Origin of the sequence: Corynebacterium sp. LK28, assembly GCF_014335105.1 — a bacterium.
Classification (GTDB): Bacteria; Actinomycetota; Actinomycetes; order Mycobacteriales; family Mycobacteriaceae; genus Corynebacterium; species Corynebacterium macclintockiae.
Genome location: NZ_PDGZ01000009.1, coordinates 1 through 25028 on the forward strand (window position 1 = coordinate 1; position 25028 = coordinate 25028).

Below are 25028 nucleotides of genomic sequence, written 5' to 3' on the forward strand. Positions count from 1 at the left end.
ATGATTAGCCAGACACGCTCTACAAGACACGCTGTGAGTCTGTAACTCCCGGCGCCGTGTCGCGCTGACTCGAATTAATGTACACACACCCCACAACAAACACAAACTTACTGGTCAAGCATGCTTTTTAGGGTGTCTAATGCACGCCACTTTCTCGCATTCCCCTGCGTCGGTGTTTCTTCTAACCCGGCTTCCACGCCTAAGGGTCTGCCTTAAGCTTCCGTAGCCAAGCCCAGGTTTTCGCTCACCGACTCATTGGTCGTATCGAAGCGCTGAATGCCTCTGCTCAACACACCAAACGCAAGGGCCAGCACTAGTGCTAGCCCAGCGGCTATTCCTAGCACGAACCTCAGCACATTCCCGTCGGCCTCGATTACCTCCTGAACGGTGACGATAGCTGCAGCCAGTGCAGCTGAAAGCACCATGATGGACAGGATGATGACCACCCATTTCAGCCATCCGGTGAACCGGTTACTCACCCAGAAGCCGACTATCCCAACCAGGCCGAAAGTTGCGGCCACTGACGCTGCGACCAGCAGGGTTATCACCAAGCTTTTCGCATCTGCACGCACCTCTAGGTTTCCTACGCTCGGGAAGATGGCATGCAGCAGCAGGAACTCTGCGATCCCTAACAGCATCAAAAGCGCAATGCTTGGCAGCCACAGCGCCACCCGCCCCATAGCTTTCGCATACCACTGGCGGCGATCACCCGAGAACACCAGCCAATTGCCCAGACTCATGTTGAGCGCTTCACCGAAGTAGAACGCTGCCATCAGCAGGAACATTGATGCCGGGTAGAGCCACATCGCACCACTGGTCGTCACCCCTGTGACAAACCAGCCAATTGTTCCGATGCTCACTGCGGCGAGCCCAATAAGGAATACCCGTGCCATGTACCTGTCGATCCGCCACGCGGTGAGGTAATCCAGCGCCGAGGGGTTGGCGCCCTTTTGTTCTTGTTGACGCCACCTCGTCTCCGTATTCAACACCCCAGCGAACAAGCCGAAAGCGCCATCGGTGGTTTCCCCAGCGGGATCGGCCCCTTCCTCTACCGCTGCAGCCTTGTCTTCCTTGGTGGATTTGATGACCTCATTGTTATCTTCCACCCGAGCGAGTGCACCAATAATGCTGGCCACGTGCACGACGAAAACTACTGCCAAGACAAGCCAGAATGCCGGGATGTGCCAATTGAATGTTTGCGCGAGGATGTAGCCCAATAGCATGGATCCGCAGACGACTGTCGATGCAATAGGCATGACTATCAGGAAGTTTCGGCGGATATCCGCCACGCTCATCCCCAGAGCACGAAGCTGCGCCTTGTCCCACACTGCGGTGATCGGCTGCAGCCCCAGCGAAAGACCAAATAGTAGGTATGCCCCTAGCTTGAACCCGTGGATTTCTTCCCCACCCATTGCAAAGAAGAGGACGAGAAGAATGAACACGATGCTTATTCCAGAGTTCCAGGCTTTAGACTGCAGCTGGCGCATAGCCAGCTTCCAGTGGGTCCCCCACGGCATGGGCGGGTAGACATTCGTCACGTCAGAACTCCCTTCCGGTCAGCGCCAGTACCGCCTGCTCCAGATCTGCCCTGGTCACGCGTACGCCACTGCCCTCAATACGGGCAGCGAGATCTTGGACGCTGCCGACACCCAACCTGTGAGTGTCTAGCACTAAGCGACGTAGGCCGGAAGAGGTGGCGTCGTTAAGAACAGAACCAGCGGCCCCAACCTCGCCGAGCGTGGCGTCGACGGCCGCGGCGGAACCGGAGAGGATCGCAATGCGCTCGGTGATGGAGTCGAGGGTGCCGACTCCCGTGATGCGGCCTTTATCGAGGAGGACGACCGAATCGAGGATGCGGGCAGCGTCGTCGACGTGATGGGTCGAGAGGATGAAGGTGCGTGGGTTGCGCTCGACATCCTGCAGCAAGAGCTTGTAGAACAGCTCGCGATTCTGCACGTCGAGCCCCAGGTAGGGCTCGTCAAGGAGGGTGACGGGGCACTGCGCGGCCAGGCCAATAACAATCGAGACCAGGGACTTTTGTCCGCGCGAGAGCTTGGAAAGAGGCTTGCGCGTATCGATCTCAAAGACCTCGCAGAGGTGGTCCGCGTAGCGGTGATCCCAGGTCCCCCAACGGGCGGCAGCCACATTGAGCAGCTGCTTGACCTTGATATCCGCAGGCCAGGGAACATCGGGACCAGAGAGGATCAGGCCGTTAAGGACTGCGGTGTTGTCGAAGACAGGCTGACCGCCGATGAGGACCTCACCCTTGGCGCGCAGCTGGCCCGCGATGGTGCGCAGCAGGGTGGTCTTGCCCGCGCCGTTGCGTCCGATAAGACCATAAACGCGGCCACCTGGGAGGTGAGCAGTCGCGCCGTCGAGGGCATGGGTAGAGCCGAGCTTGCGGCGGACGTCGCGTAGCTCGATGCTGGGGGCGACGCCAGAGGCAGCGCCGGGAGATGTTGTGGCGTTCATTCGTACAGTCCTCTACTTTCTGCGACTTTATCCATGAGGTTTTTCAGCTGCGTGCGGTTCATGCCCAGCTTGGCGGCCTCGTCGACGAGGGGGACCAAATAACTGGCTGCGAAGGCTTCTTTACGCAGGGTCAGAATGAGCTCCCGCGCGCCTTGTTCGACGAACATTCCCACGCCGCGCCGCTTGGCCAATACCCCCTGATCGACCAGCAACGCCAACCCCTTCCTGGCGGTGGCGGGGTTGATGCTGTGGAATTCTGCGAGTTCGTTTGTCGAGGGGGCACGTTCGCCTTCAGGAAGCGACCCGTCCACGATCGCGTCCGCTATCAGGTCCGCGACCTGCTGGAAAAGCGGTGTTGCCGATTCGTCCACGCGGTGCCTCCTTCAAAGCACTACTTAACAAGCTCCCAGCGCGCTCTGCGTTTCGGCGCTTTTAGTTAGCTGGTTGGTTACTTGTGTAACTAACCATACAACAGAGTTTTCAGGCATGCTAGAGGGACAAGAACTAACAACGAGCGAAATGAAATGAGCAATGAACAATGTTGGAAAGAACACAGGTCTATGTCGACACGTCTTACCTGCTAGCCAGCTTTTATAACTCCTGGGATACCGGCGCCCGCGCACAGTTAGAAATCGACCTACCGGAGGTCGTGGCCGTCCTCGGCCAGATGATTCAAGTCCAACTAAAGCAACCCGTCCACCGGCAATTTTGGTACGACGGAATCCCCGATTCCGGCCCCCACCGCTACCAGCGTTCCCTACGCAGCGAACCGGGTGTGCAGCTGCGCGCCGGCCAGCTGATCGAGTGGGGCGAGCGGCGCACCCAAAAAGCAGTGGATACTCGACTGGTCGCGGACATCGTTATCGCCGCGATGAACCGCCAGGTATCGGACATCGTGCTGGTTTCTGGCGACGCCGACATGCTGCCCGGCGTAGAAGAGGCCGTCGCGGCAGGCATCCGTGTGCACCTCTACGGATTCGGCTGGGATTCCATGTCTTCCGCCCTGCGCTTCGCCTGCGACACGACCACAATCCTGGATCCGCGCGAGGACTTCCGCGACACCATGCGCCTGCAGATCCTGGAAGGTCCACTGCCGGCTGGCGAGCAGCCCGAACAGCCTGAGGACAAGCCACTGGGAGACGCGGAAGAGCCCGCGGATCCCAGCCCGTGCGTGGTCACAGCGTCGGACGTGCCCGGTGGTGTATCCGGCGATGCTGCCGACACCGACACTGCTGCCGGCACTTCCGGCACTATCGACGCCACCGGTTCAGCCACTGACGAAACAGCTCCGGCTGAGCCGTCCCCTACTGCGCCGTCCCCTGCATTGCTGGCAACTCCCGAGCGCACCACTGCCCCGCAGGTACCAAGCCCCGCGGACGTCGCTCAAGCAGCACCTGAAGCCGCGGCCAAGCCGGAGGCGGTGGCGTCACCACCAGAAGAACAACCAGCAGGACAACCAGAGGAAGCAGCACCCGAAGCAGAAGAGGCACCCAAGCCGAAGCCGCGCCCGAACCCCGGCATGATGGCGCGCCACCGCAAGTTGCGCAGCCGGTACGTGCCGCTACCCAACGAGGTCTGGGCTACAGCGGGCGAACAGAGCCCCTCCGACATCGGCCAGCAATACGCGGTCTGGTGGTACGACAACATCGCCACCGAGGAGCAACGAGACAACGCGCACCTGCTCTCCGGCGGTGGACTGCCCCCAGAGATCGACCGGCCGCTGCTGCAGTTCGCCTGCGAAACACTGCACGAGTACACGCTCTCCGAAAGTCAGCGAGTGGGCTTGCGTGACGGATTTCACTCTGGGATTAGGGGCATTATGCTGCGCTAACGCACCAGAGAAACCAAGGCCGTCCGGGGCATATGTAACAATGAAGCAATGAGCTCAAGCCCCGCCGCGAAGGTCGACCCGACGGTTCCCTTCAGCAAAGACGCGCTGACGGTGCGCCAGACCCTTATTCGCCTGGCGCTGACCGGTGCGATTGCGTTCGCCGGAACCACCGCAGGGTGGTACATCATGTCGCACACGAACTTCCCGGCCTTCACCAACAGCTTCGTGCTGCGCGGCCTCACTACGGCGAGCATCGCCATCTTGGTCGTCCTCACTGGCCTGGCGAGTTACTGGTGGATCTACCCGCCGCGATGGCTAAACAAGAACGCCCGCAAGGGTTCCCGCGGGGACAATGGCCGAGCGGATGGCCGTGCGGATAGCCGCGCGGGACGGAGCGCCCGACGGGAAACTCTACGGCCCTGGGTCTCCATCGTGCTGCAGCTGGTGATGTACCTCGCCCCCGCTGTACTGGTGCTGGCCGCGCTAGGTATTCCGCTGGCCGCGACACAGCTTTACCTCGGCGGCATCAGCGTGGATCAGGCTTTCCGCACGCAGTCCCTCACGCGCATGACGGATTCCCTCGGGTGGGAAGACATGGCGTACGTCGATGAGCCATCCTTCTACCCCGGCCTATGGTTCTTCACCGGAGGACTGTTCGCCCGCATCTTCGGACTGTCCGGCTGGGTAGCTATGCAGCCGTGGGCACTGATCACCATGGCGATGGCAGGCAGCATGCTGGTGCCGGTATGGCAGCGCATCTGCGGCTCCCTTCCGGTCGCCAGCGCCCTGGCGCTCGTGACAGTCGCAGTCACCCTAACCGTCGGCGGCGATGAGCCCTACGCGGCGATCGTCGCAATGGGCATGGCACCGGCGCTAGTGGTCGCGCGGCGAGCACTGCACGGAGGCCGGACTGCGCTTTTCGGATCCATCATCTACCTCGGACTATCGGCGAACCTGTACACGCTGTACACCGCCGTGTCCGCCCTGACCGTGGTGGCTCTCGCCGTTGCCGGGGCAATCACGGTGCGCAGCATCCAGCCACTCATCAAGCTCGTGATCATCGGTGTGGGGTCCATCGCCCTGGCGTTAGTCGGCTGGGGACCATACGTCTGGGCGCTACTGACCCAGCCGCACGGCCCGACGGGCACCGCCCAGCACTACCTCCCCGAGGCCGCAACGCATATCCCCACCCCCTTCTTCGAGTCGACGGCCATCGCCTTCTTGTCCCTAGCCGCCCTGATCTGGATGGTTTTCCGGCGCAAGGACGGCGATGTACGCGCCCTAACCTACGGGCTCATTGTCTGCTACGCCTGGGTGATACTGTCGCTGCTCATGACGGTCCTCGGCACCACTCTGCTGGGCTTCCGTGTGGCGGTCCCGATCAGCATCATCCTCGCCGTCGCCGGTGTGCTGGCAATCGCCGACTGGCGACTGGTTTATGCTCCGCGCATGTCTTCGCTGGAACGCCGGAAGCCGGGCTTTGGGGTGCTAGTCAGTCGTGTCATGGCCATCGTGCTGGCGATCTGTGGCATTCACTATGCCTCGCAGATCCCCTTCGTCCACGAAGACCACATCGATACCGCCTACACCGACACTGACGGCGACGGCAAACGTGGCGACCAGCTCCCCGGCAATTCCGCCGTCTACTACGCCCAGGTGGATCAGGTACTGCACGAAGAGCTCGGAGGTCGGTCAGGCAAGGTGCTGCTGACGGACGAGAAAACTTTCATGGCCTACTATCCCTACAACGCCTACCAGGCCTTCACCGCGCACTACGCCAATCCGCTCGGCGAATTCGCCCGCCGCAATGAGGTCATCGAGCGTTGGGGCGACATCACCAAGCCCGAAGAACTGCTGGCGGCCATGGATGATGCGGAGAAGACGAACGGGTGGAAGGCGCCGGATGCGCTGCTGCTGCGCGGGCAGCTCGACCTGGAGAAGGAGATGGAGAAGCGCAAGACGGGCTCCGCCAACGAGCCAGGCGACAAGACTCCAGCCCAGAAGCGCACCGAGAAGCCCCTCCCGAAGGTCAAGGGGCCAGGCAACGGCACGTTTACCTACCTGGTGGCCGACGACCTCTACCCCAGCCAGCCGAATGTCCGCTTCCGTCCGATCAGCTTCGAAGCCACCGCATTCGCCAAGGGCTGGAACCTGCACCAGGTCGGCCCGTTCGTGGTTGCGGTGCGGCAGCGCTAGCCCGGTGACAAGGGGCGTCAATAAGAAGAATAAGAGCACCCCAAAAACAACATTCGTCACATTAATGCGCAAGAATCACAAGAAACAGGCTATTTGAGTTCCGAGTTAGCCGTCTCGTGTCCTACAATTACCTGTTGTGTCTAAAGTTCAGCAGCCAACAGGAAAACTAAAGTTAGCGTCCATCATCTCCGGCCTCATCGGCATGGTGATGTTCCTGTCTTTGCCCTTCCTGCCGGTCAACCAGGTTCAGTCCTCCTTTAACTGGCCCCAGGACGACGACCTCACCTCCGTCCAAGCACCGCTGATCTCCTACGTCCCCCAGGACGTGGACATCACCGTGCCCATCAAGGAAGTCCGCAACCTGGACAACGGTGCGACCAATATTCTGTCCACCCTCCCGCAGGAATCCACGGAGGCCACCCTGCGTGGCCTGTTCGTCCGCTCTACCGACGACAGCCTGGACGTGGTCGTGCGCAACGTCGTGCCACTGACCATCCAGAAGGATGCCCTGGCGAAGCTGCCGGACGATGCGAAGCTGCGCATCACCTCTAACTACGAATCCACTCGCTCCTGGGTTCCGGACGCAGAAAAGTCCCTGGGCTACGCACTGGATTCCACTATCGACGACGATGTCCGACCTGCCCTCACCGGCATCTACACGGACATCAAGAACACCGAGAAGAACTCGAACAACACCATCGACGCTGGCTTCCAGGCACACGTCACCGTCGACTCGCGCTTCACCTCTTCCCCCTCGGCTATCAAGTACCTGGCGATCTTCGTGGGCATCATCGCCACCGCGATCTCCCTGTACTGCCTGCACCGCATCGACATTCTGGATAAGCGCACCACCTCCCGCCGACTGTTCCACCGCAAGTGGTGGAAGCCCCGCCCCCTGGACGGCGTAGTCGGTTTCGTATTGCTGGCCTGGTACTTTGTCGGCGCGAACACCTCGGACGACGGCTACCTGCTGACCATGGCCAAGGTCTCCCACGAGTCCGGCTACATGGCCAACTACTACCGCTGGTTCGGCGTGCCGGAATCCCCGTTCGGCTCGCCGTTCTACGACCTGCTGGCGCTGATGACACACGTCACCACCGCCTCCATCTGGATGCGCCTGCCGTCCCTCATCGCAGGACTTGTGACCTGGCTGGTACTTTCCCGCGAAGTGATGCCGCGCCTCGGCGCCAAGATCAACCAGCGCCGGGTAGCGCACTGGACCATGGCGGCGACGTTCCTGCTGTTCTGGATGACCTTCAACAACGGCACGCGCCCAGAGCCGATCATCGCCGTGCTTTCCCTGCTGGCCTGGGTTTCCTTTGAGCGCGCGATCGCCACGCACCGCCTGCTGCCCGCCGCGGTCGGTACGATCATCGCCACCCTGGCGCTGGGCGCCGGCCCGACGGGCCTGATGGCGGTCTCCGCCCTGCTGGCTTCCCTCGGTGCGCTGATCCGCATCCTCACCCGCCGACTGCCGCTGCTGGGCGCGCCGAAGGGTGCCCCGAAGAAGACGGTCATCGCCGCCATCCTGGCGCAGATCGCCCCGTTCCTCGCGGCCGGCACCGCGATCCTCACGGCCGTGTTCGCCGACCAGACGCTGCGCACAGTCGCAGAGGCAATCAAGCTGCGCGGCGCCATCGGCCCGTCGATGCACTGGTACGACGAGTTCCGCCGCTACGAAGCCCTCATGGAACAAACCGTCGACGGTAGCTTCCCGCGCCGCTTCACGATGGTCATGCTGTTCTTCTGCATCGGCATCGTCATCGCCGCCATGCTGCGCAATGGACGCATCACCGGCGCCGCCAAGGGGCCGTCCATGCGCCTGCTGCTGGTCATCCTGGGCACCCTGTTCTTCATGACGTTCACGCCCACCAAATGGACCCACCACTTCGGCGTGTTCGCTGGCATCGGCGCCGCGCTGACGGCCCTGGCAGCAGTCGGAGCCTCCCGCTTCGCCCTACAGACCCGCCGCAACCGGATCCTGTTCTTGGGCTCCACCCTGATGCTGTTCGCCTTCACCCTCGCAGGCCCGAACGGCTGGTGGTACCTGTCCTCTTACGGTGTGCCGTGGTGGGACAAGCCGGTGCAGATCTCCGGCATTACCGCCAGCTCGGTGGTACTCGCTATCTCAATCGTTGTTCTGGTGTGGGGCGCTATCGTTGGTTTTCTTGCGGACGCCAAACACGCCCGTGCCACCACCGAATCGGAAGTGGCCGATCTGGAGCGGGCCGAGCGCAATAAGCTCGACCGCTTCCGCGGCCTGACGGCCGCGCCGATCGGCATCCTCACGACCATCACGGTCGTGTTCACCCTTGCTTCCATGACGAAGGGCATGGTCAGCCAGTGGCCCGCCTACTCCGTGGGCAAGGGCAACGTGATGGCCCTGACGGGTCAAAGCTGCAATCAGGCCGCGGACGTGCTGGTGGAAACCAACACCAACGAGTCCTTCCTTAAGCCCGCCGACGGCACCTCGCTGAAGGACTCACTGACCGCCGGCGGAGGTCGCGGCTTCGAGCCGAACAACATCCCCGCCAAGATCGATGCGAAGTCCAGCGGAGAATCGCAATCCACCGTGGGCTCCGCCGACCAGTTCCGCAAGGAGGAATCCAGCAGCGATTCCAGCACGGACTCTAGCTCCAATGATTCGCGCACTTCCGCTGACCGTGGTGGGGCGCAGGCTGCGGCGTCCCAAGATAAGGCAACAAACGATTCCGACGCTGAGAAGGGCAGCAGCAGCGATAGCAACGACGCCTCCGGAACCACCGGTGGCCTGCGCGCCACCAAGGGCGTGAACGGTTCCTACGCAGTGCTGCCGTTCGGGATCGACACGAACAGGGTGCCGGTGGTGGGCTCGTTCACAGAGGGGCTGCAGACGCCAGCGAACACCATGACCAGCTGGTACAGCCTGCCGAAGAACCGCGACGGACTGCCACTGCTGGTGTTCAGCGTGGCCGGACGGGTCGGACACTTCGACATGGACGGGATCTTCAAGTACGGCCAGGAGATCAAGGTGCAATTCGGCAAGTCCGGCGGCTCCAAGAAGGCCGAGGACTTTAAGGTGCTGGGCGAGCAGATTCCGCTGGATCCGGGCTACGCGCCCGAGTGGCGTAACCTGCGCATTCCGATGGACCAGGTGCCGGAGGACGCAGACTCGGTGCGCATCGTTGCGAACGACCCGAACCTGACGCCTGCGCAGTGGATTGCCATCACGCCACCGCGCGTGCCGGAGATGGAGTCGCTGAACGACTACGTGGGCTCCGAAGCACCGACGCTGCTGGACTGGACGATTGCATTCCAGTTCCCGTGCCAGAAGCAGTACGACCACTGGGCAGGCGTGGCGGAACCGGCTAAGTTCCGCATTTCGCCGGACCATGACGTGCGCAGCAATCACACGCCAGTGATGGACTACTCCGGTGGTGGATCCTACGGCCTGGTGCAGATGACCTCGCAGGCGGAGGAAATTCCGACCTACCTGAAGGACGACTGGCAGCGGGACTGGGGTGTGCTGGACAAGCTGACTCCTTTCCCGAACGCTTCCGGCGATGCGCCGAAGCCGGTGAAGCTGGAGACGGAGACGCACAAGCGCTCCGGGCTCTGGTACAACGGGCCGATGAAGTTCTCGGACTAGCTGCTGGAGGGCGGGGGCTGGTGACCTGGCGTTGGGGCGGGCTGGCGGGCTGGCGACCTGGCGTTGGGGCGGGCTGGCCCACCACTTACGCGCCACAGACCCGCCACTGACCCGCCACAGACGCGCCACTGCCCCGCCGCTGACGCCCCCGGAGCTTCGGGTGCGGGCAGTCTCTGAGGGGGATGTCCCAAATTCCACGTCTTAGAATATAACTATTCTGTTTGCGCAGGTCAGAGGCCTGCGATTTTTTACTGCAGACCCGCTACTTCCAATAACTCGAAGATTTAGGACAATACCCCTCCGGATCGGTGGGAGTGAGCATGCATAGTCACCCTAAATCGAGACCAATTACGCGATTGCGGTGGGGGTTGGTTCGGGGTCAAAGCTCTGTAAGCGCCATAGACGGCCTAAACGGGGTCGGGCGATACCTGAATAGGGGCGCGAAAATGGGCCGCTTATTCGGAGATTGCTCAAAAGCGGACCTCTCGGAGGCCTGGCGAGGAGAGGAATGTCCCAAATCTTCCACTCTGTTTTTATAACTTTCCGTTTATGCAGGTCAGAGGCTTAAGAATTTTTGCTGCAGACCAGCCACCCGGCGAAAGTGGAAGATTTGGGACATCGGCCCGCGCGATCGACCTAAGTGAGTGAGCGCGGAGGCTGGAATAGCTCTAGCTAGTGGGTGCAGATCCCGAATAGGCCAGTACGCAAGCAGCGCAACATAGGAAAACCGCCGCCCAGTGAGGACGGCGGTTGGTTGGCCGCAGCAGCGTCAGCAGTCGAAGCTGGAATGCTTGCCGGGGCCAAGCCAGCGTTTAGTTAGCAGGGGCTGGGGCGGGAGCCGGTGCCGGTGCCTAGCTAGCAGGGGCCGGAGCGGGAGCCTGACCAGCCGGGGCAGGGGCCGGGGTCGGAGCTGGGGCGGGAGCCGGTGCCTGACCAGCCGGTGCCGGGGCGCCAGCCGGAGCCTGACCTGCCGGGGCGGAGCTATCGGCAGTGGCGGACTTCGCGGCATCCGCGAGGTCAGCGAAAGCGTTAGCATCGGGCTTGACCTGACCGTTCTCCAGCTTGGCATTCCAGTTGGAGATGCCACCGAACTGCTGCAGCAGGGTCAGGATCTGGCCGATGTTCACAGCGCCACCCTTACCAGCACCAGCACCTGCACCAGCGCCCGGCGCGACACCCTGGAGCAGCTTCAGGATTGCCTCGACCGGCAGCTTCTTGCCACCAGCGTTGAACTCCTTCAGCGCACCGGACAGTGCGGTGTAGGCCGTCAGAACTTCCTGGGCGGTCTTCATGGAACCGGATACGTTGCCACCGTTGCCAGCAGCGCCAGCGGAACCTGCGACCTGCGCCGGATCCATCCCCTGAATCTGCGCCTTACCCTGAGTCAGCAAAACGTCCGGGGATACGCGGCCACCGATAACGCCCAGAACCTGCATCAGGAAGTCGGTAGCCAGCGGAACGTTCACGCCGGTGGCGTGCTCGATCTTGTTAGCGACCGCAGCCTCGCCATTAGCTGCCGGACGCAGCACGTCCAGAGCTTGGGAAGCCTGGCCAGCAGCGGTGTTCGCCGACATGCCGGATGCCAGAGCATTCAAGGCAGCATCGTCGCCGTAGTACTTGTTCAGGTCCACCTTGGCCTTAATACCGTCGACGTTGCCAGAGTCGGAGTACTGCCAGAACGTCACGTGATCCCAGCCACCCGGGATATCCGCCGGCAGGGTGTCGCGGTAGTAGGCCAGCCACAGCGGGTACTCGGAGAACTCGGTGGTGTTAGCCATCTTGTTCTTCCAGAAGTAGTAGTAGGTGTAGATGATCGGATCACGGCCGGTCAGGGTCTTGATCTCGTCGACCCATTCGCGCACCCAGTTCTGCAGTTCGGTCGGGTTCAGGCCACCGTCTTCCTCCAGATCTAGCGTCGGGGGCAGCGAAGGCTGCGCACCGGTGGCCAGGGTCGTGGCGTACAGGCGTGCCTCGCCACGCGGGTCGTGGTTACCCGGGCGGGCGTAGTGGTAGCTACCCGGCACCACGCCGGCCTGCTGGGCCTTAATAGAGTCGGTGGAGAAGTTGGGGTTGGTGTAGTAGTTGCCTTCGGTCGCCTTAACAAAGGCGAAGGACTGACCCGACTGCTTTACTGCGGTCCAGTCGATAGCAGCACCGCCCGGGTGCTGGTGGGAGGCCACGTCAACACCCTCGAGCGCCCAGGAGGGTACGGGGACAATGTCGGTGGCAACGAGGGCTGCCACCGTGAAGGCGGTGCCAGCTAGTGCCGTTGCGGTGAGGCGTGCGGGGACGGACTTGCGCGTGGTACGGCGCCATGGCAGTGAAATCATGAATCACACCATACCCAAAAGTCACACCTTTCACACCATTCACACTAGCCTCATCGACAACACTCTTCGCTGCAGGAAACCTTCCAACCAAAAACCCCAGCTCAACCCCCTATGTGATTTTCATCACACGCGCTGATATATCGCCACAGCTGGGCAAACACCCTGCCTCTTCCAGCGCAAAAACTCCCGACTCGTCCGCACAATCAGCCATATCACCAAGGCCGCCAGCCCGACCCACACACATGCCAACCACAGCAACTGAAACGCCGACGACCCTCCTATCCAGCGCACATTCCACGCGAAATGCGTCAAGAAGCCCAGACCACCCCACAACACGACCGCCCCCAGCCGCCAAGCGACAGTGCGCCGCTTCCCCGCCTTCGCACCCACGAACAGCGCCAGTCCGATGCCATATCCAACCAACGCGCTGAACATCATGTGCTTCGCCGGCCCTGCGACCATTCGCAAAAGGTACGTCGACATCGCACCCCGCACATCGGACACCGGATCCATCACGGCCAGCATCATGGCGTACATCATGTTCTCGAACACCTCGAAGCCCAGTCCGACCAGCAGCCCGGCGATGATCCCGTGCCACGGGCGGTTCCACCACGCCCGTCCCATCCACAGCAGCAGCCAGATGCCCAGCCCTTTCGCAATCTCCTCTGGGTACGCCCCGGCGAAGCTGGCGGTCATCCTGTGCCAACCCAGCTTATCCACGGCGTGGACCACGGGCGGCTGAATCACGGCCGCCGCCAGCACCACCGAGGCTGCCCCGCCCCACAGCACCGCCAACGCGACCAGCCGCCGAGGCGTTCCTTTATATATAGGCAGCAACCTGATGCACACCAGCACGCCCGCCAGATGTGCCGCGCCGATCAGCAGCACCAGCCCTAGGGTGGAGCTCACCTTCGAGGGGTTGTTGCCGATCAGCAGAAAACCCGACATCACCAGGCTCGGAATCAGAAGCAGCCAATACGCCACCATCCACCCGTCGCGGAACAGCCGCAGCTTCGGCCTGGCCTGCGGAGGGTGCTGCAGGTGAAATTCGCGCGGCACTTCGAACACACGGTAGTTGCGCGCCTTAAACATTGGGCTCACCTGCTCTTTCTTTGTATTTACTATCTAGACTGACGCCGCGCACTAACTCGTTGATCTCTTCTAACTGTTTGTCGAATGACGCCGACTTCACCGGAATTTGCATCACAACCACCACCGCGGCCTTGTCCTGTACGAAAGCCACCGAGACAAACCGCTCGTCTCCACGGCGGTAGCTCTGGGACACGCGCAGCTGGTCGACTTTGGCTTTGTCCAGCCGGGACTTGTCTTCCTCCGACAAATCGTTCTTCACGTCCGTCGAATCCAGTTCCAAGCCATCCTGGAAGATCAATGCGCGCAGGCCACGGTTCATGGCGCGCTTGACGGCTTCCTCCGACTTGACGTCCACGTGCGACATACCGATCATGCGAATGTCCTCGCCGTCGCAGTCCAGCTGCATGATTCCCGGGCGCCCCAGGCCAGGTGAATCGTGGCAGTCTTCCAGAGTTGCAAAGCGTAGCGGCCACTCGGAATAAGTGAGGATCGAGTCCGCCATCCCGTCCTTGACTGTTAGAGCCTTAGAGCTGTCCTCCAGGGTGGCGTCCAGAAGAAAGGCACCTCCAACTAGAAACAACAGGGCAGAAATGAGCCACGCCGAGTACAGACCGCGCCGTTGTGGGCTGGTCGGCGCGGGGCGATAGGTCGTCGGCGCGGGGCGAGGAGTGGCCGGCGCCACGGGATGCGGAAACATACGTCCCAGCCTAACGACTACCTCGGACACCCTGTCCGGGATGGTGTCTAAGGTGGTGGACATGACTGAAAATAATGCGCAAGAATACACTCCGGCCGCGACGATCCCGGACGATGTCTCCGAGGCTCCGGCCCAGAACCAGGCGGGCGAGGCAACCCAGCCCTCGCCGGCGCAGGACCTGTACCGTCACGTCAACGGCGCATGGCTGGCCACCCACAAGATCCCGAGCGACCGCCCCGTCGACGGCACTTTCCACCAGCTACGCGACCTGTCTGAGCAGGAGGTTCGTGAGATTGTAGAGGCCGCCGCCACCGACGAGCCGGACGGTCGCGTGGGCGCTTTGTACGCGTCTTTTATGGACGTGCAAGGCATCGCCGCCGCGGGTCTGGCGGGTCTGCGGGAGCCTTTGGGGCTTATTAATGACGCCGCCTCGGTCAGCGACCTGGCCAAGGTACTCGGCAGGCTAGATGTGGAAGGCACTGGCGGTGTTGTGGGGTACTGGATCGAGAAGGACTCCAGCGAAGACATTCAGCGTGCCTACCTGGTACAGACGGGGCTGGGGCTGCCGGACGAGGCGTACTACCGGGAGGAACAACACGCAGCGACGCGCGAGGCGTACCGCAAGTTCGTAGAGGACATGTTGGGCCTGGTCAGCGAGCTGGAACTGCCCGGGAAGTACGCGGATGCGGGCGCAGCTGCGGCAGCGGATGCGATCTGTGCCTTCGAGACCGAGCTGGCGCGCGGGCACTGGGACAACGTGGCCAGCCGCGATGCAGAGAAAACCTACAACCCGACGAAGGTGGAGGATCTGCCGACGGGCTTCCCCTTCCGCGAGTGGCTGGCGGCCACTGGTGTGGATACGGAAAGCGCTGGCGGGGCCACCGTCGTGGTGTGCCAGCCCAGCTACTTGGAGCACGTCGCAGCGATGGCAGCTGGCGAGGGCGTGGCAGCCGGATCGGGCGATAAGCCACAGGTCAGCGGCCTGGACGAGTGGAAGCTGTGGGCGTACTGGCGGGTGATCCTGGGCAACGCGGCCTACCTGCCGACGGAAGTGAACCTGCGGAACTGGGAGTTCTACGGCCGCACCCTGTCCGGTGCTACGGAGCAGCGGGCGCGGTGGAAGCGTGGCGTCGCACTGGTCGAGGGCGCCGTGGGCGAAGAGGTGGGCAAGAAGTTCGTCGCCGAGCACTTCCCGCCGGAGCACAAGAAGAAGATGCTGGAGCTGGTGGATTACCTGATCGCCGCCTACCGCGAGCGCATTAGCGAGCTGGCCTGGATGACCCCCGCGACACGCGAGAAGGCGCTGGCGAAGCTGGATAAGTTCCAGGCGAAGATCGGCTACCCGGATAAGTGGCGCGACTTCGACGGCCTAGAGTTCGGCTCGACCGGCGCGGACCTTTTGACCAACGTGTGGGCGGCGAGCCGCTTCAACCACAACTACGAGGTATCGAAGTTGGGCAAGCCCAGCGACAACGAAACCTGGTTCGCCACCCCACAGACAGTGAATGCGTTCTACAACCCGGTGAAGAACGACATCACCTTCCCCGCCGCAATCCTGCGTCCGCCGTTCTTTGACCCGGAGGCGGATATGGCCGGCAACTTCGGCGCCATCGGCGCGGTCATCGGCCACGAAATCGGACACGGTTTCGACGACCAGGGCTCGAAGTACGACGGTGACGGCAATCTGAACTCCTGGTGGACCGAGGAGGATCGCGAAGCTTTCACCGCTCTGACCGACAAGCTGGTCGCGCAGTACGACGGCCTGGTGCCGACGGGGCTACGCCAGCGTGGCATCACGGAGCACACCGTCAACGGCAGCTTCACCCTGGGTGAAAACATCGGTGATCTGGGTGGATTGGGCATCGCCATCGTGGCGCTGCGGCGCTACCTGGCCGACCAGGGGCAGACCTTCGAGACGGCGGAGAAGCTGCCGGTCGAGGGTCTGGTGGATGCCGATGGCAACCCGGACACCACCGAGTACACCGCCCTGCAGCGCGTGTTCCTGCGCTGGGCGCGGATCTGGCAGACCGCGATCCGCCCGCAGATGGCGGCGCAGTACGCGTCCATCGACCCGCACTCGCCAGCGGAGTTCCGCTGCAACGTGGTCTCCAGCAACATCGCGGAATTCTACGAAGCCTTCGACGTCCGCGAAGGCGACGGCATGTGGCTGGCGGAGGACGAGCGCGTCTGCATCTGGTAATGCACTAGCCCGGCGCCTGCTGGGGCTCACGCTAGCCGGGCGCCTGCTGGGGCTCACGCTAGCCCGGCGCGCTAGAAGGCCTGGAAGTTCTCCGGGGCCAGCAGGTCCGGCTCGTGCGCATCCTCGTCGGGGACGAACTCTTCGATCTCGCAGAGGTTCACCAGCGCACCCGTCGGATCCTCGATGGTCGCCATGCGGCCGAACTCGGATTCCCAGGCCGGGCGAACCACCTTTCCGCCCAGCTCGGGCGTATTAGCGACCGCATCGTCCACATTGGCCACGCCCAGGTACACGGTCCACATCCCCGGCACCTCCAACGCGGAGGTATCCCACAGGCCGACCACCGCCGCGCCGTCGAACTCGCCGGTGGCATAGCGGAAGTCGTCGGTCCCCGCAGCTTTGATATCCCAACCCGCCAGCTCGTGGTAGAACTCCAGGGTCGTTTCCCAGTTCTGAGCCACCATCAGCTCAAACCACACCGGGGTTCCGGGCTCGCCCGCGGCGATCAGAGCATGTTCATCCGCCGGGTTGCGCAGGCCAATCGTCGCGCCCGACGGGTCGATGAGCACAGCCATGTCGCCCCGCTCCCCCAGATCCTGCGGCTCCAGCACGGACTTCGCCCCCGCCTGCACGGCCTTGTCGTGCGCCTGCTTCACGTCCGGGGTGTACAGCAGTACTCCCCACACGGACTGGTTCCCCTCCGGAATCTGCGCGATGCCCGCCACCGGCATGCCCTGCTTCTTCGCCACAGAGTAGCCGTCGGCCAGGGATTCGAACTCCCAGCCCAGCAGCTCGCCGTAGAACTTCTCCGACTTCGCCGCATCGGTACTGGCCAGATCCAGCCATACGGGCATTCCGGGCTGGGCGATCATCGCGGGCATGTTTCCTCCACTGCTCTTTCTTGTGTTCTTGTTGGGGGCTAACTGTTGTTTTCTATTGACGCCAACCCGGCCTCCACCGGCCAGGCGATCGGATAACGCTAGATCGCGTTGTCCTCGCGAACATCTTCCAGGCTGACGTTGCGCCACTTTTCCGGGTCGAAGTCATCGTCTGCGGTGGCTTCATCAAAGAACTCGCCGAGGTCGTCGTCGGCAACTTCCGAGCTGGTCGTGGCAGCTGCGCCCGCGGTGCCAGCGCCTGCGCCCGCGGTGCTAACCACCACGGCTCCGGCCAACACATCGCCAGTTTCCGCATCCACCAGGGTCACCTCGTCGCCCGGGCGCAGCGTCTTGCCACGGCGGGTATCTACTTCACCGTTGACCTGCACGGCTCCGGCGGCGATGGCCTCTTTGGCCTCCCCGCCGGTCTCCACCAGGTTCGCCAGTTTGATGAACTGCCCCAGTTTGATGTCGGAATCGCGAATGCTGACCTCTGGAAATCCCATGAGCCTCAGTCTAGCGGCCTTTAGCTACCCATCAGCATCTGCACGCCCTCGAAGGCCAGGAACGCGCCCAGCACGACGAATAGCACCCCGGCCACCATCTCGATAAAGGGATTGATGCGCTGGATCTTCTCCGCCCCCGCGGCCACCGCCATGGCGAAGCCGCAGAACCACGCCAGCCCCACGACAGTCATCAAAACGAGCACCAGCAGCCGGTCCGTTAAGGAAGCCTCCACCGGGATGAACTGCGCAAACACCGAACCAAAGAACAGCAGCGCCTTGGGGTTCGACAGGTTGGTCGCAAGCCCCAAGCGCCAGGAAGCGAAGTCCCCCAGCGGTGCACGCACAGAGGCCTTCGCCTCACTGTCTGCCGTTGGGGCGCGGGTGGCGTCATCAAGAGAAACAGCAGGTAAGGCTGCACGCGCGCGCCAATCCGCATAACCGGAACGGAACGCGCCTTGGCCCATGTAGATCAGGAAACAGCCGCCGAACAGGTACAACGCGGTAAGGATCCATGGGAAGGCCGCGATCAGCGCGGCCAGGCCCAGCATCGTGACAACCGGCCACAGCACATTGCCTGTACAGATTCCGAGCGCGGCGAACACCGCCGAGCGGCGCGACCGTGCACCCAAACGAATGAGCTGCACGGTGTCCGGGCCCGGCACCGCAATGGCCAGCACCCAGGCACCGAGCAGCCCCAGGTAAGCGGCAAAACTCAAGCCTGCATCGCCACATCAGTCGGGTTGATCGAGCGCGGCAGGGCAGTCTCGCCCATCAGCTCGCGGTCCAGCTCCGCAGCGGCGGAACGTCCCTCCGAGATGCCCCACACGATCAGGGACTGGCCGCGGCCCGCGTCGCCGGCGACGAACACCGGAATGTCCGCGAACTCGGCGTTGGTGGGCTGGGCGCGGAAGGTATCGTCGCGCTCCAGGCGGCCGCGCTCGCCGATCTTCAGACCCAGGTCTCGCACCACCGGAGTCTCTTCAACGGAGACAAAGCCCATCGCCAGCAGCACCAGGTCGGCATCCATCTCGAAGTCGGACTCCGGGATGTTTTCCAGGCCGTTTTCGCCGAAGCGGCACTCGGCTCCCTTCAGGCCGGTGACCTTCTCGCCGTCGCCGGTGATCTCCACGGTGTTAATCGAGTAACGGCGGATGCCCAGCTCGTCGCCCTGCTGGCGCTCGGCCAGGCCCAGGGCGGCGATCTCGTCGGCGGATTCGTTGCCGGTCACGCGGTACTCGCCCTCCTCGTGGGCGGACGCCACGCGCCAGATGCGCGGGTAGGTCGGCCACGGGGTGGAGGCACCACGGGTCTTCGGCGGCTTCGGGGTGATGTCGAACTGGGAAACCTCAATGGCGCCCTGGCGCAGCGCGGTGCCGAAGCAGTCGGTGCCGGTATCGCCACCGCCGATGATGACCACGCGCTTGCCCTTGGCGTTGATGGTGGATTCCTCGCGGTCGCCTTCGCAGACCTTGTTGGCCTCCGGCAGGTACTCCATCGCCTGGTACACGCCCTTCAGGTCGCGGCCCGCCACGGGCAGGTCGCGGCCGACGGTGGAGCCGATGGCGACGATCACGCCGTCGAACTCCTTCAGCTGCTCGCCGGTGGGCGAGGTGTTAACGACGAACTTTGTGCCCTCGGCCTCCATCTGCTCCAGACGGCGGTCGATCCACTTCTTTTCCATCTTGTACTCGGGCACGCCGTAGCGCATCAGGCCGCCGATGCGGTCGGCGCGCTCGAAGACGGTGACGTCGTGGCCTGCGCGGGTCAGCTGCTGCGCGGCGGCCAAGCCGGCCGGGCCGGAGCCGACGACAGCTACGCGCTGGCCGGTCTTGAAGCTCGGCTTGATCGGCTTGATCCAGCCTTCCTTCCAGGCGTGCTCGACGATGGTGTACTCGACGGTCTTGATGTTCACCGGATCATCGCCGATGCCCAGCACACAGGCGCCTTCGCAGGGTGCGGGGCACAGGCGGCCGGTGAACTCCGGGAAGTTGTTGGTGGCGTGCAGGCGGTCGTAGGCCTCGCGCCAGTTGCCCTTGCGTACCAGGTCGTTCCACTCGGGGATGATGTTGCCCAGCGGGCAGCCATCGTGGCAGAACGGGATGCCACAGTCCATGCAGCGGCTGGCCTGGGTCTGCACCTTGTCATCGGAGAAGTCCTCGTAGACCTCGTTCCAATCCAGCAGGCGCAGCGGGACGGGTCGGTGTGCCGCCGACTCGCGGCGGTGCTTCAGGAATCCGCGTGGATCAGCCATTTACTTCACTTCCTCCATGATTGCGGCGGCGATGCCGTCCTTGTCGAGCCCCTCAGCTTCGGCGCGCGCGATCGTCTTGAGCACACGGGCGTAGTCGCGGGGCATGACCTTGATCAGGTCCGCGGCGTTGACCTCCACGGTAGATCCGGTCAGGTCGCGGTGGGTCTGGATCGTCTGCTCGACCCATCGCAGTTCTTCCTCGTCGGTGATCTTTTCGATGTCTACGAGCTCGGTGTTGATTCTGTTTGTGACGCCACTACCGTCATCCACCAGGTAGGCAATGCCACCGGACATGCCGGCTGCGAAGTTGTTGCCGATCTTGCCCAGGACGATGACCCGGCCGCCGGTCATGTACTCGCAGCCATGGTTGCCCACGCCTTCAACGACGGCGGTGAGGCCGGAGTTACGTACACAGAAGCGCTCGCCCACGGTGCCGCGAATGAACATTTCGCCCTGTACGCCGCCGAAGCCCAACACGTTGCCGGCGATGACGTCGCTGGTGAAGTCCTCAGCCGCGTCGTCCGCCGTCGGGCGGATGACAATGCGGCCGCCGGACAGGCCCTTGCCCACGTAGTCGTTGGCGTCACCGTTAAGGGTGAGCGTCATGCCGTGGGTGGCAAAGGCACCGAAAGAGTTACCGGCGGAGCCCGTGAACTGCAGGTTCACCGTGTCCTGCGGCAGGCCGTCGCGGCCAGCCACGCGGGAGATCAGCGAGCCAGTCATGGTGCCGACCGTGCGGTTGACGTTGGTGATCGGGTAGCTGAGCTCGATCGACACGTCCTCGCCCGCAGCGGCGCGGCGGATCGTGTCTTCCGCGTCCTTGCGGATCTGGTTGTCCAGCGCCTTGTCCAGCGAGTGATCCTGCTCCTTGGTGCAGTGCAGATCCTGGTGCATGAAGGGGCTGTCCGGCTGAGCGAAGATCGGCTCCAGGTTCAGCTTGCCCGCGGTCTTGTGCTCGACTTCCATCTCGCCGCCGGTGAGGCATTCGGAGTGGCCCACGGCCTCTTCCAGGGTGCGGAAGCCCAGCTCTGCGAGGTATTCGCGGACCTCTTCGGCGATGAACTTGAAGAAGTTCACCACGTGCTCGGCCTGGCCGGTGTAGCGCTTGCGCAACTCCGGGTTCTGGGTTGCCACGCCCACCGGGCAGGTATCCAGGTGGCAGACGCGCATCATGATGCAGCCGGAGACCACTAGCGGAGCCGTCGCGAAGCCGAACTCCTCGGCGCCCAGCAGAGCTGCGACCATCACGTCACGGCCGGTCTTCAGCTGACCGTCACACTGGACAGTGATGCGGTCGCGCAGGCCGTTCATCAGCAGGGTCTGCTGGGTCTCGGCCAGGCCGAGCTCCCACGGACCACCCGCGTGCTTCAGTGAGGTCAGCGGGGAGGCACCCGTGCCGCCGTCGTGACCGGAGATCAGCACCACGTCCGCGTGTGCCTTGGACACACCGGCGGCGACCGTGCCCACGCCCTGCTCGGCGACGAGTTTGACGTGGATGCGCGCATCCGGGTTGGCGTTCTTCAGATCGTGGATCAGCTGCGCCAGGTCCTCGATGGAGTAAATGTCGTGGTGCGGCGGCGGGGAGATCAGGCCCACGCCCGGGGTGGTCACACGCACCTCGGCGATCCAGGGGTACACCTTGTGTGGCGGCAGCTGGCCGCCCTCGCCCGGCTTGGCGCCCTGCGCCATCTTGATCTGGATGTCCGTGCAGTTGTTCAGGTAGTGGCTGGTCACGCCGAAGCGGCCGGAAGCCACCTGCTTGATGGCGGAACGCTTCCAGTCGCCGTTCGCCTCCGGCTCGAAGCGGGCCGGATCCTCGCCGCCCTCACCGGAGTTAGACATGCCCTTCAGTCGATTCATCGCGATCGCCAGGGTCTCGTGCGCCTCGGCGGAGATGGAACCGTAGGACATCGCACCGGTGGCGAAGCGCTTCACGATCTCGCTGACCGGCTCGACCTCCTCGATCGGGATCGACGGGCGGTTGGACTTGAACTTGAACAGGCCACGCAGGGTAGCCAGCCGCTCGGACTGCTTGTCGACCTTCTCGGTGTACTCCTTGAAGATTCGGTACTGCCCAGTGCGGGTCGCGTGCTGCAGCTTGAACACGGTCTCGGGGTTGAACAGGTGGTATTCGCCCTCGCGGCGCCACTTGTACTCGCCGCCGATTTCCAGCTCGCGGTGTGCCTGCTCCTCGGGGCGGGGCAGGAATGCCGCGCGGTGGCGCTTGGCCACGTCGTCGGCGATCTCGTCCAGGCCGATGCCGGAGATGGGGCTGAATGCGCCGACGAAATACTCGTCGAGCAGGCTCTGGTGCAGGCCCACCACGTCGGCCAGCTGCGAACCGCGGTAGCTCGCCACCGTCGCGATGCCCATCTTGGACATGACCTTCTGGATGCCGGTGGTCGCGGCCTTGATGTAGTTTTCCTCGGCCTCTTCTGTGGTGACGCCCACTCGTCCGTCGTTGACCATTTCATTGACGGTCTCGAGGGCCATGTACGGGTTGATGGCATCCGCGCCGAAGTTGATGAGCATGGCCAGGTGGTGCACCTCGCGGGCTCCGCCGGACTCGATCACCAGCGATGCGCGGGTGCGCGTCTTCTCCTGCACCATGTGGTGGTGCACGGCGCTGGTCAGCAGCAGCGACGGGATCGGAGCGTAGCGCTCATCGGACTCGCGGTCAGAAAGGATCAGGATGGTCGCGCCATCCTCGATGGCCTCCGTGACCTGGCGACGGACGCGCTTGATGGCCTCGCGCAAGCCCTTGCCGCCGTGTGCCACGTTGTACAAGCCTGGGATGCGCACGGCCTTGAAGGCGCTGAGGTCTGCGCCAGAGCCGGAAGCCTCCGCGTTTTCCGCGGCACTCGCCAGGTTGGCCAGCGTCTGGTTACCCAGAATCGGAGTGTCCAGGTGGATCCGGTGGGCGGCGTCAGAACCAGGATTTAGAACATCCGCCTGCGCACCCAGCTGAGTAAACATGCTGGTGACCATCTTCTCGCGGTAGCTATCCAGCGGCGGGTTGGTGACCTGAGCGAAGCGCTGCGCGAAGAAGTCGTACAGCAGGCGCGGGCGGTTGGACAGGGCGGCGATGGGCGTATCGGTACCCATCGAACCGATGCCCTCGGCACCCTTGGCAGCCATCGGCAGCAGCAGGGTCTCGAGGTCTTCCTCGGTGTAGCCGAACACGCGCTGGCGCAGAACGATGCGCTCGTGGTTCATGCCGATCGGCTCGGCCGCCGGCAGGTCGGATACCTTCACCAGGTGCTCGTCGACCCACTCCTGGTACGGCTGGTCGGCCAGGGACTGCTTGATCTCCTCGTCCTCAACTACGCAGCCGCGGGAGGTGTCGACCAGGAACATCTTGCCCGGCTCCACGCGGGTGCGCTTGACGATCTGGCTGTCCGGGATGTCCAGAACGCCGGCCTCGGAGGCCATGACGACCAGGCCGTCCTTGGTAATCCAGATGCGTCCCGGGCGCAGACCATTGCGGTCCAGGGTGGCGCCGATAAGAGTGCCGTCGGTGAACGTGATGGCGGCCGGGCCGTCCCAGGCCTCCATGAAGCTGGAGTGGTACTCGTAGAACGCGCGGACCTGCGGGTCGATGTGCGGGTTGCGTTCCCATGCCTGTGGAACCATCATCAGCACGGCGTGCGGCAGGCTGCGACCGGCCAGGTGCAGCAGCTCCAGGGCCTCGTCGAAGCGGCCCGTGTCCGAGCCTTCCGGGCCACAGATCGGCAGCACGCGATCCAGGTCGCCCAGTACCTCGGAGCGCAGCTGGGATTCGCGGGCACGCATCCAGTTTTCGTTGCCGCGGACGGTGTTGATCTCACCGTTGTGGGCAACCAGGCGGTAAGGGTGTGCCAGCGGCCAGGACGGGAAGGTGTTGGTGGAGAAGCGGGAGTGCACGATAGCCAGTGCGGACTCCATACGCTCGTCTTGCAGGTCCAGGTAGAAGTCCCGCAGCTGCGGGGTGGTCAGCATGCCCTTGTACACGATGGTGCGGGCGGACAGGGAGGGGAAGTACACGGTGTCGCCACCAGAGCCCTCGCCCGGACCCTTGGTGCCGAGTTCGCGCTCTGCACGCTTGCGTACGAAGAAGGCTCTACGGTCGAGCTCGAGGCCCTCTAGAGGGGAGCCGTTGGCGTCCTCACCAGAGACAAACAGCTGGTGGAACAGCGGCTCGGCGTCGCGCGCGATGGCGCCCAGGCTCGAGTCGTCGACCGGCACGTCGCGCCAGCCGATAAGGTTCAGCCCTTCTTCCTCCACGATGGCCTCGACAGCGCGCACAGCGTCGAGCGCGGCCATGCGGGAGTTGGGCAGGAAGGCGATGCCGGTGGCGTACTGTCCAGCCGGCGGCAGGGTGATGTCCTGCTTGGCCATTTCCTCTCGGTAGAAACGGTCCGGGATTTGGATGAGGATGCCGGCGCCGTCGCCGGTGTTCTTCTCCGCTCCAGCTGCTCCGCGGTGGTCCAGGTTCACCAGGGCCTGAATGCCCTTGTCCACAATGTCGCGTGTCGCGCGGCCGTGCATGTCAGCCACGAAGGCGACACCACACGCATCATGCTCAAACTGGGGGTCGTAAAGACCCTGGCGTGCAGGGTAGTTTTTCATGATTTACGGCCTAACTCTCGTCACAGGTACTGCAGTTGCATATGCGAATAAAGTTGCAATCGAGTCGCGGTTCTGCTGGTGACTTGCGTCTCTAGCAAAATCTAGCTGTCGCGCCGATCACATCATTTCGTCATGGGTTCTCTAGAGTGCACCGACCGGCGCGAACAGACAAAATTAGGATTGCCTTACTCTTTCTAGCTTCACCCTATCGTGTGACCGGAATCACGCTGAACAGCGATGATTGTCATACATTACTCACATTTTGATACATACTTTAACCCGCGTCGGGCTGAATGCTCTCGGTTTCTCGAAAAGCTCCACAAGTTTTTGCGCAGTTAG

15 protein-coding genes are annotated in these 25028 nt (G+C 63.2%); 4 read left to right on the forward strand and 11 right to left on the reverse strand.

Annotated features, from left to right (window positions below):
- Positions 1-212 precede the first annotated feature (212 nt).
- From CRD15_RS03445 to CRD15_RS03455, 3 genes are read right to left on the reverse strand one after another with little or no spacing between them, the layout of a single operon-like run.
- Positions 213-1538, reverse strand: coding sequence for an ABC transporter permease (locus tag CRD15_RS03445; protein WP_237744291.1), 1326 nt, complete (start codon positions 1536-1538; stop codon positions 213-215).
- Position 1539: 1 nt separating this feature from the next.
- On the reverse strand, positions 1540-2472 hold the full coding sequence (locus CRD15_RS03450; protein ID WP_034966444.1) for an ATP-binding cassette domain-containing protein: 933 nt from the start codon (positions 2470-2472) through the stop codon (positions 1540-1542).
- Positions 2469-2843: a GntR family transcriptional regulator gene (locus CRD15_RS03455; protein ID WP_034966447.1), complete on the reverse strand. Its 375-nt coding sequence runs from the start codon at positions 2841-2843 to the stop codon at positions 2469-2471. Before CRD15_RS03455 ends, CRD15_RS03450 begins: the two co-directional genes overlap by 4 nt.
- A 167-nt stretch (positions 2844-3010) precedes the next feature.
- Here CRD15_RS03455 and CRD15_RS03460 point away from each other — a divergent pair, with 167 nt between their 5' ends.
- From CRD15_RS03460 to CRD15_RS03470, 3 genes are all read left to right on the forward strand, one after another.
- Positions 3011-4303 carry an NYN domain-containing protein gene (locus CRD15_RS03460; RefSeq protein WP_034979960.1) on the forward strand — a complete coding sequence of 431 codons (1293 nt, stop codon included), beginning with the start codon at positions 3011-3013 and terminating at the stop codon, positions 4301-4303.
- Between the two features lie 48 nt (positions 4304-4351).
- A complete protein-coding gene (locus CRD15_RS03465; RefSeq protein ID WP_187401915.1) occupies positions 4352-6499 on the forward strand; it encodes a galactan 5-O-arabinofuranosyltransferase in 2148 nt (715 codons plus the stop codon).
- A gap of 136 nt (positions 6500-6635) precedes the next feature.
- Positions 6636-10127, forward strand: coding sequence for an arabinosyltransferase domain-containing protein (locus tag CRD15_RS03470; RefSeq protein WP_187401916.1), 3492 nt, complete (start codon positions 6636-6638; stop codon positions 10125-10127).
- Between the two features lie 851 nt (positions 10128-10978).
- On the opposite strand, the gene CRD15_RS03475 is transcribed toward CRD15_RS03470, so the two are convergent.
- The 3 genes from CRD15_RS03475 to CRD15_RS03485 form a co-directional block, all read right to left on the reverse strand.
- On the reverse strand, positions 10979-12457 hold the full coding sequence (locus CRD15_RS03475; protein ID WP_187401917.1) for a glycoside hydrolase family 25 protein: 1479 nt from the start codon (positions 12455-12457) through the stop codon (positions 10979-10981).
- Between the two features lie 123 nt (positions 12458-12580).
- Positions 12581-13549, reverse strand: coding sequence for a PrsW family intramembrane metalloprotease (locus CRD15_RS03480; protein ID WP_187402029.1), 969 nt, complete (start codon positions 13547-13549; stop codon positions 12581-12583).
- Positions 13542-14246, reverse strand: a complete 705-nt coding sequence (locus CRD15_RS03485) for a hypothetical protein (RefSeq protein WP_255463721.1) — start codon at positions 14244-14246, stop codon at positions 13542-13544. The genes CRD15_RS03480 and CRD15_RS03485 overlap by 8 nt, the downstream gene beginning before the upstream one ends.
- 61 nt (positions 14247-14307) lie before the next feature.
- On the opposite strand from CRD15_RS03485, the gene CRD15_RS03490 reads away from it, so the two are divergent.
- Complete coding sequence (locus CRD15_RS03490) at positions 14308-16446, forward strand: M13 family metallopeptidase (protein ID WP_187401918.1); 2139 nt, start codon at positions 14308-14310, stop codon at positions 16444-16446.
- A 71-nt stretch (positions 16447-16517) separates the two neighbouring features.
- Here the strand turns inward: CRD15_RS03490 and CRD15_RS03495 are convergent, their stop codons facing one another.
- From CRD15_RS03495 to gltB, 5 genes are all read right to left on the reverse strand, one after another.
- Positions 16518-17327 (reverse strand): VOC family protein, encoded by an 810-nt coding sequence (locus CRD15_RS03495; protein WP_034974151.1) that lies wholly within the window; start codon positions 17325-17327, stop codon positions 16518-16520.
- Positions 17328-17425: 98 nt separating this feature from the next.
- Entirely contained in the window at positions 17426-17830 is a 405-nt protein-coding gene (locus CRD15_RS03500) for an RNA-binding S4 domain-containing protein (protein WP_187401919.1), read from the reverse strand.
- 20 nt (positions 17831-17850) lie between these two features.
- Positions 17851-18546 carry a LysE family translocator gene (locus tag CRD15_RS03505; RefSeq protein WP_187401920.1) on the reverse strand — a complete coding sequence of 232 codons (696 nt, stop codon included), beginning with the start codon at positions 18544-18546 and terminating at the stop codon, positions 17851-17853.
- The gene (locus CRD15_RS03510; RefSeq protein ID WP_187401921.1) at positions 18543-20081 is read right to left on the reverse strand and encodes a glutamate synthase subunit beta; all 1539 of its coding nucleotides are present in this window, start codon (positions 20079-20081) and stop codon (positions 18543-18545) included. Before CRD15_RS03510 ends, CRD15_RS03505 begins: the two co-directional genes overlap by 4 nt.
- Complete coding sequence (gene gltB / locus CRD15_RS03515) at positions 20082-24689, reverse strand: glutamate synthase large subunit (RefSeq protein WP_187401922.1); 4608 nt, start codon at positions 24687-24689, stop codon at positions 20082-20084.
- Positions 24690-25028: the final 339 nt, after the last annotated feature.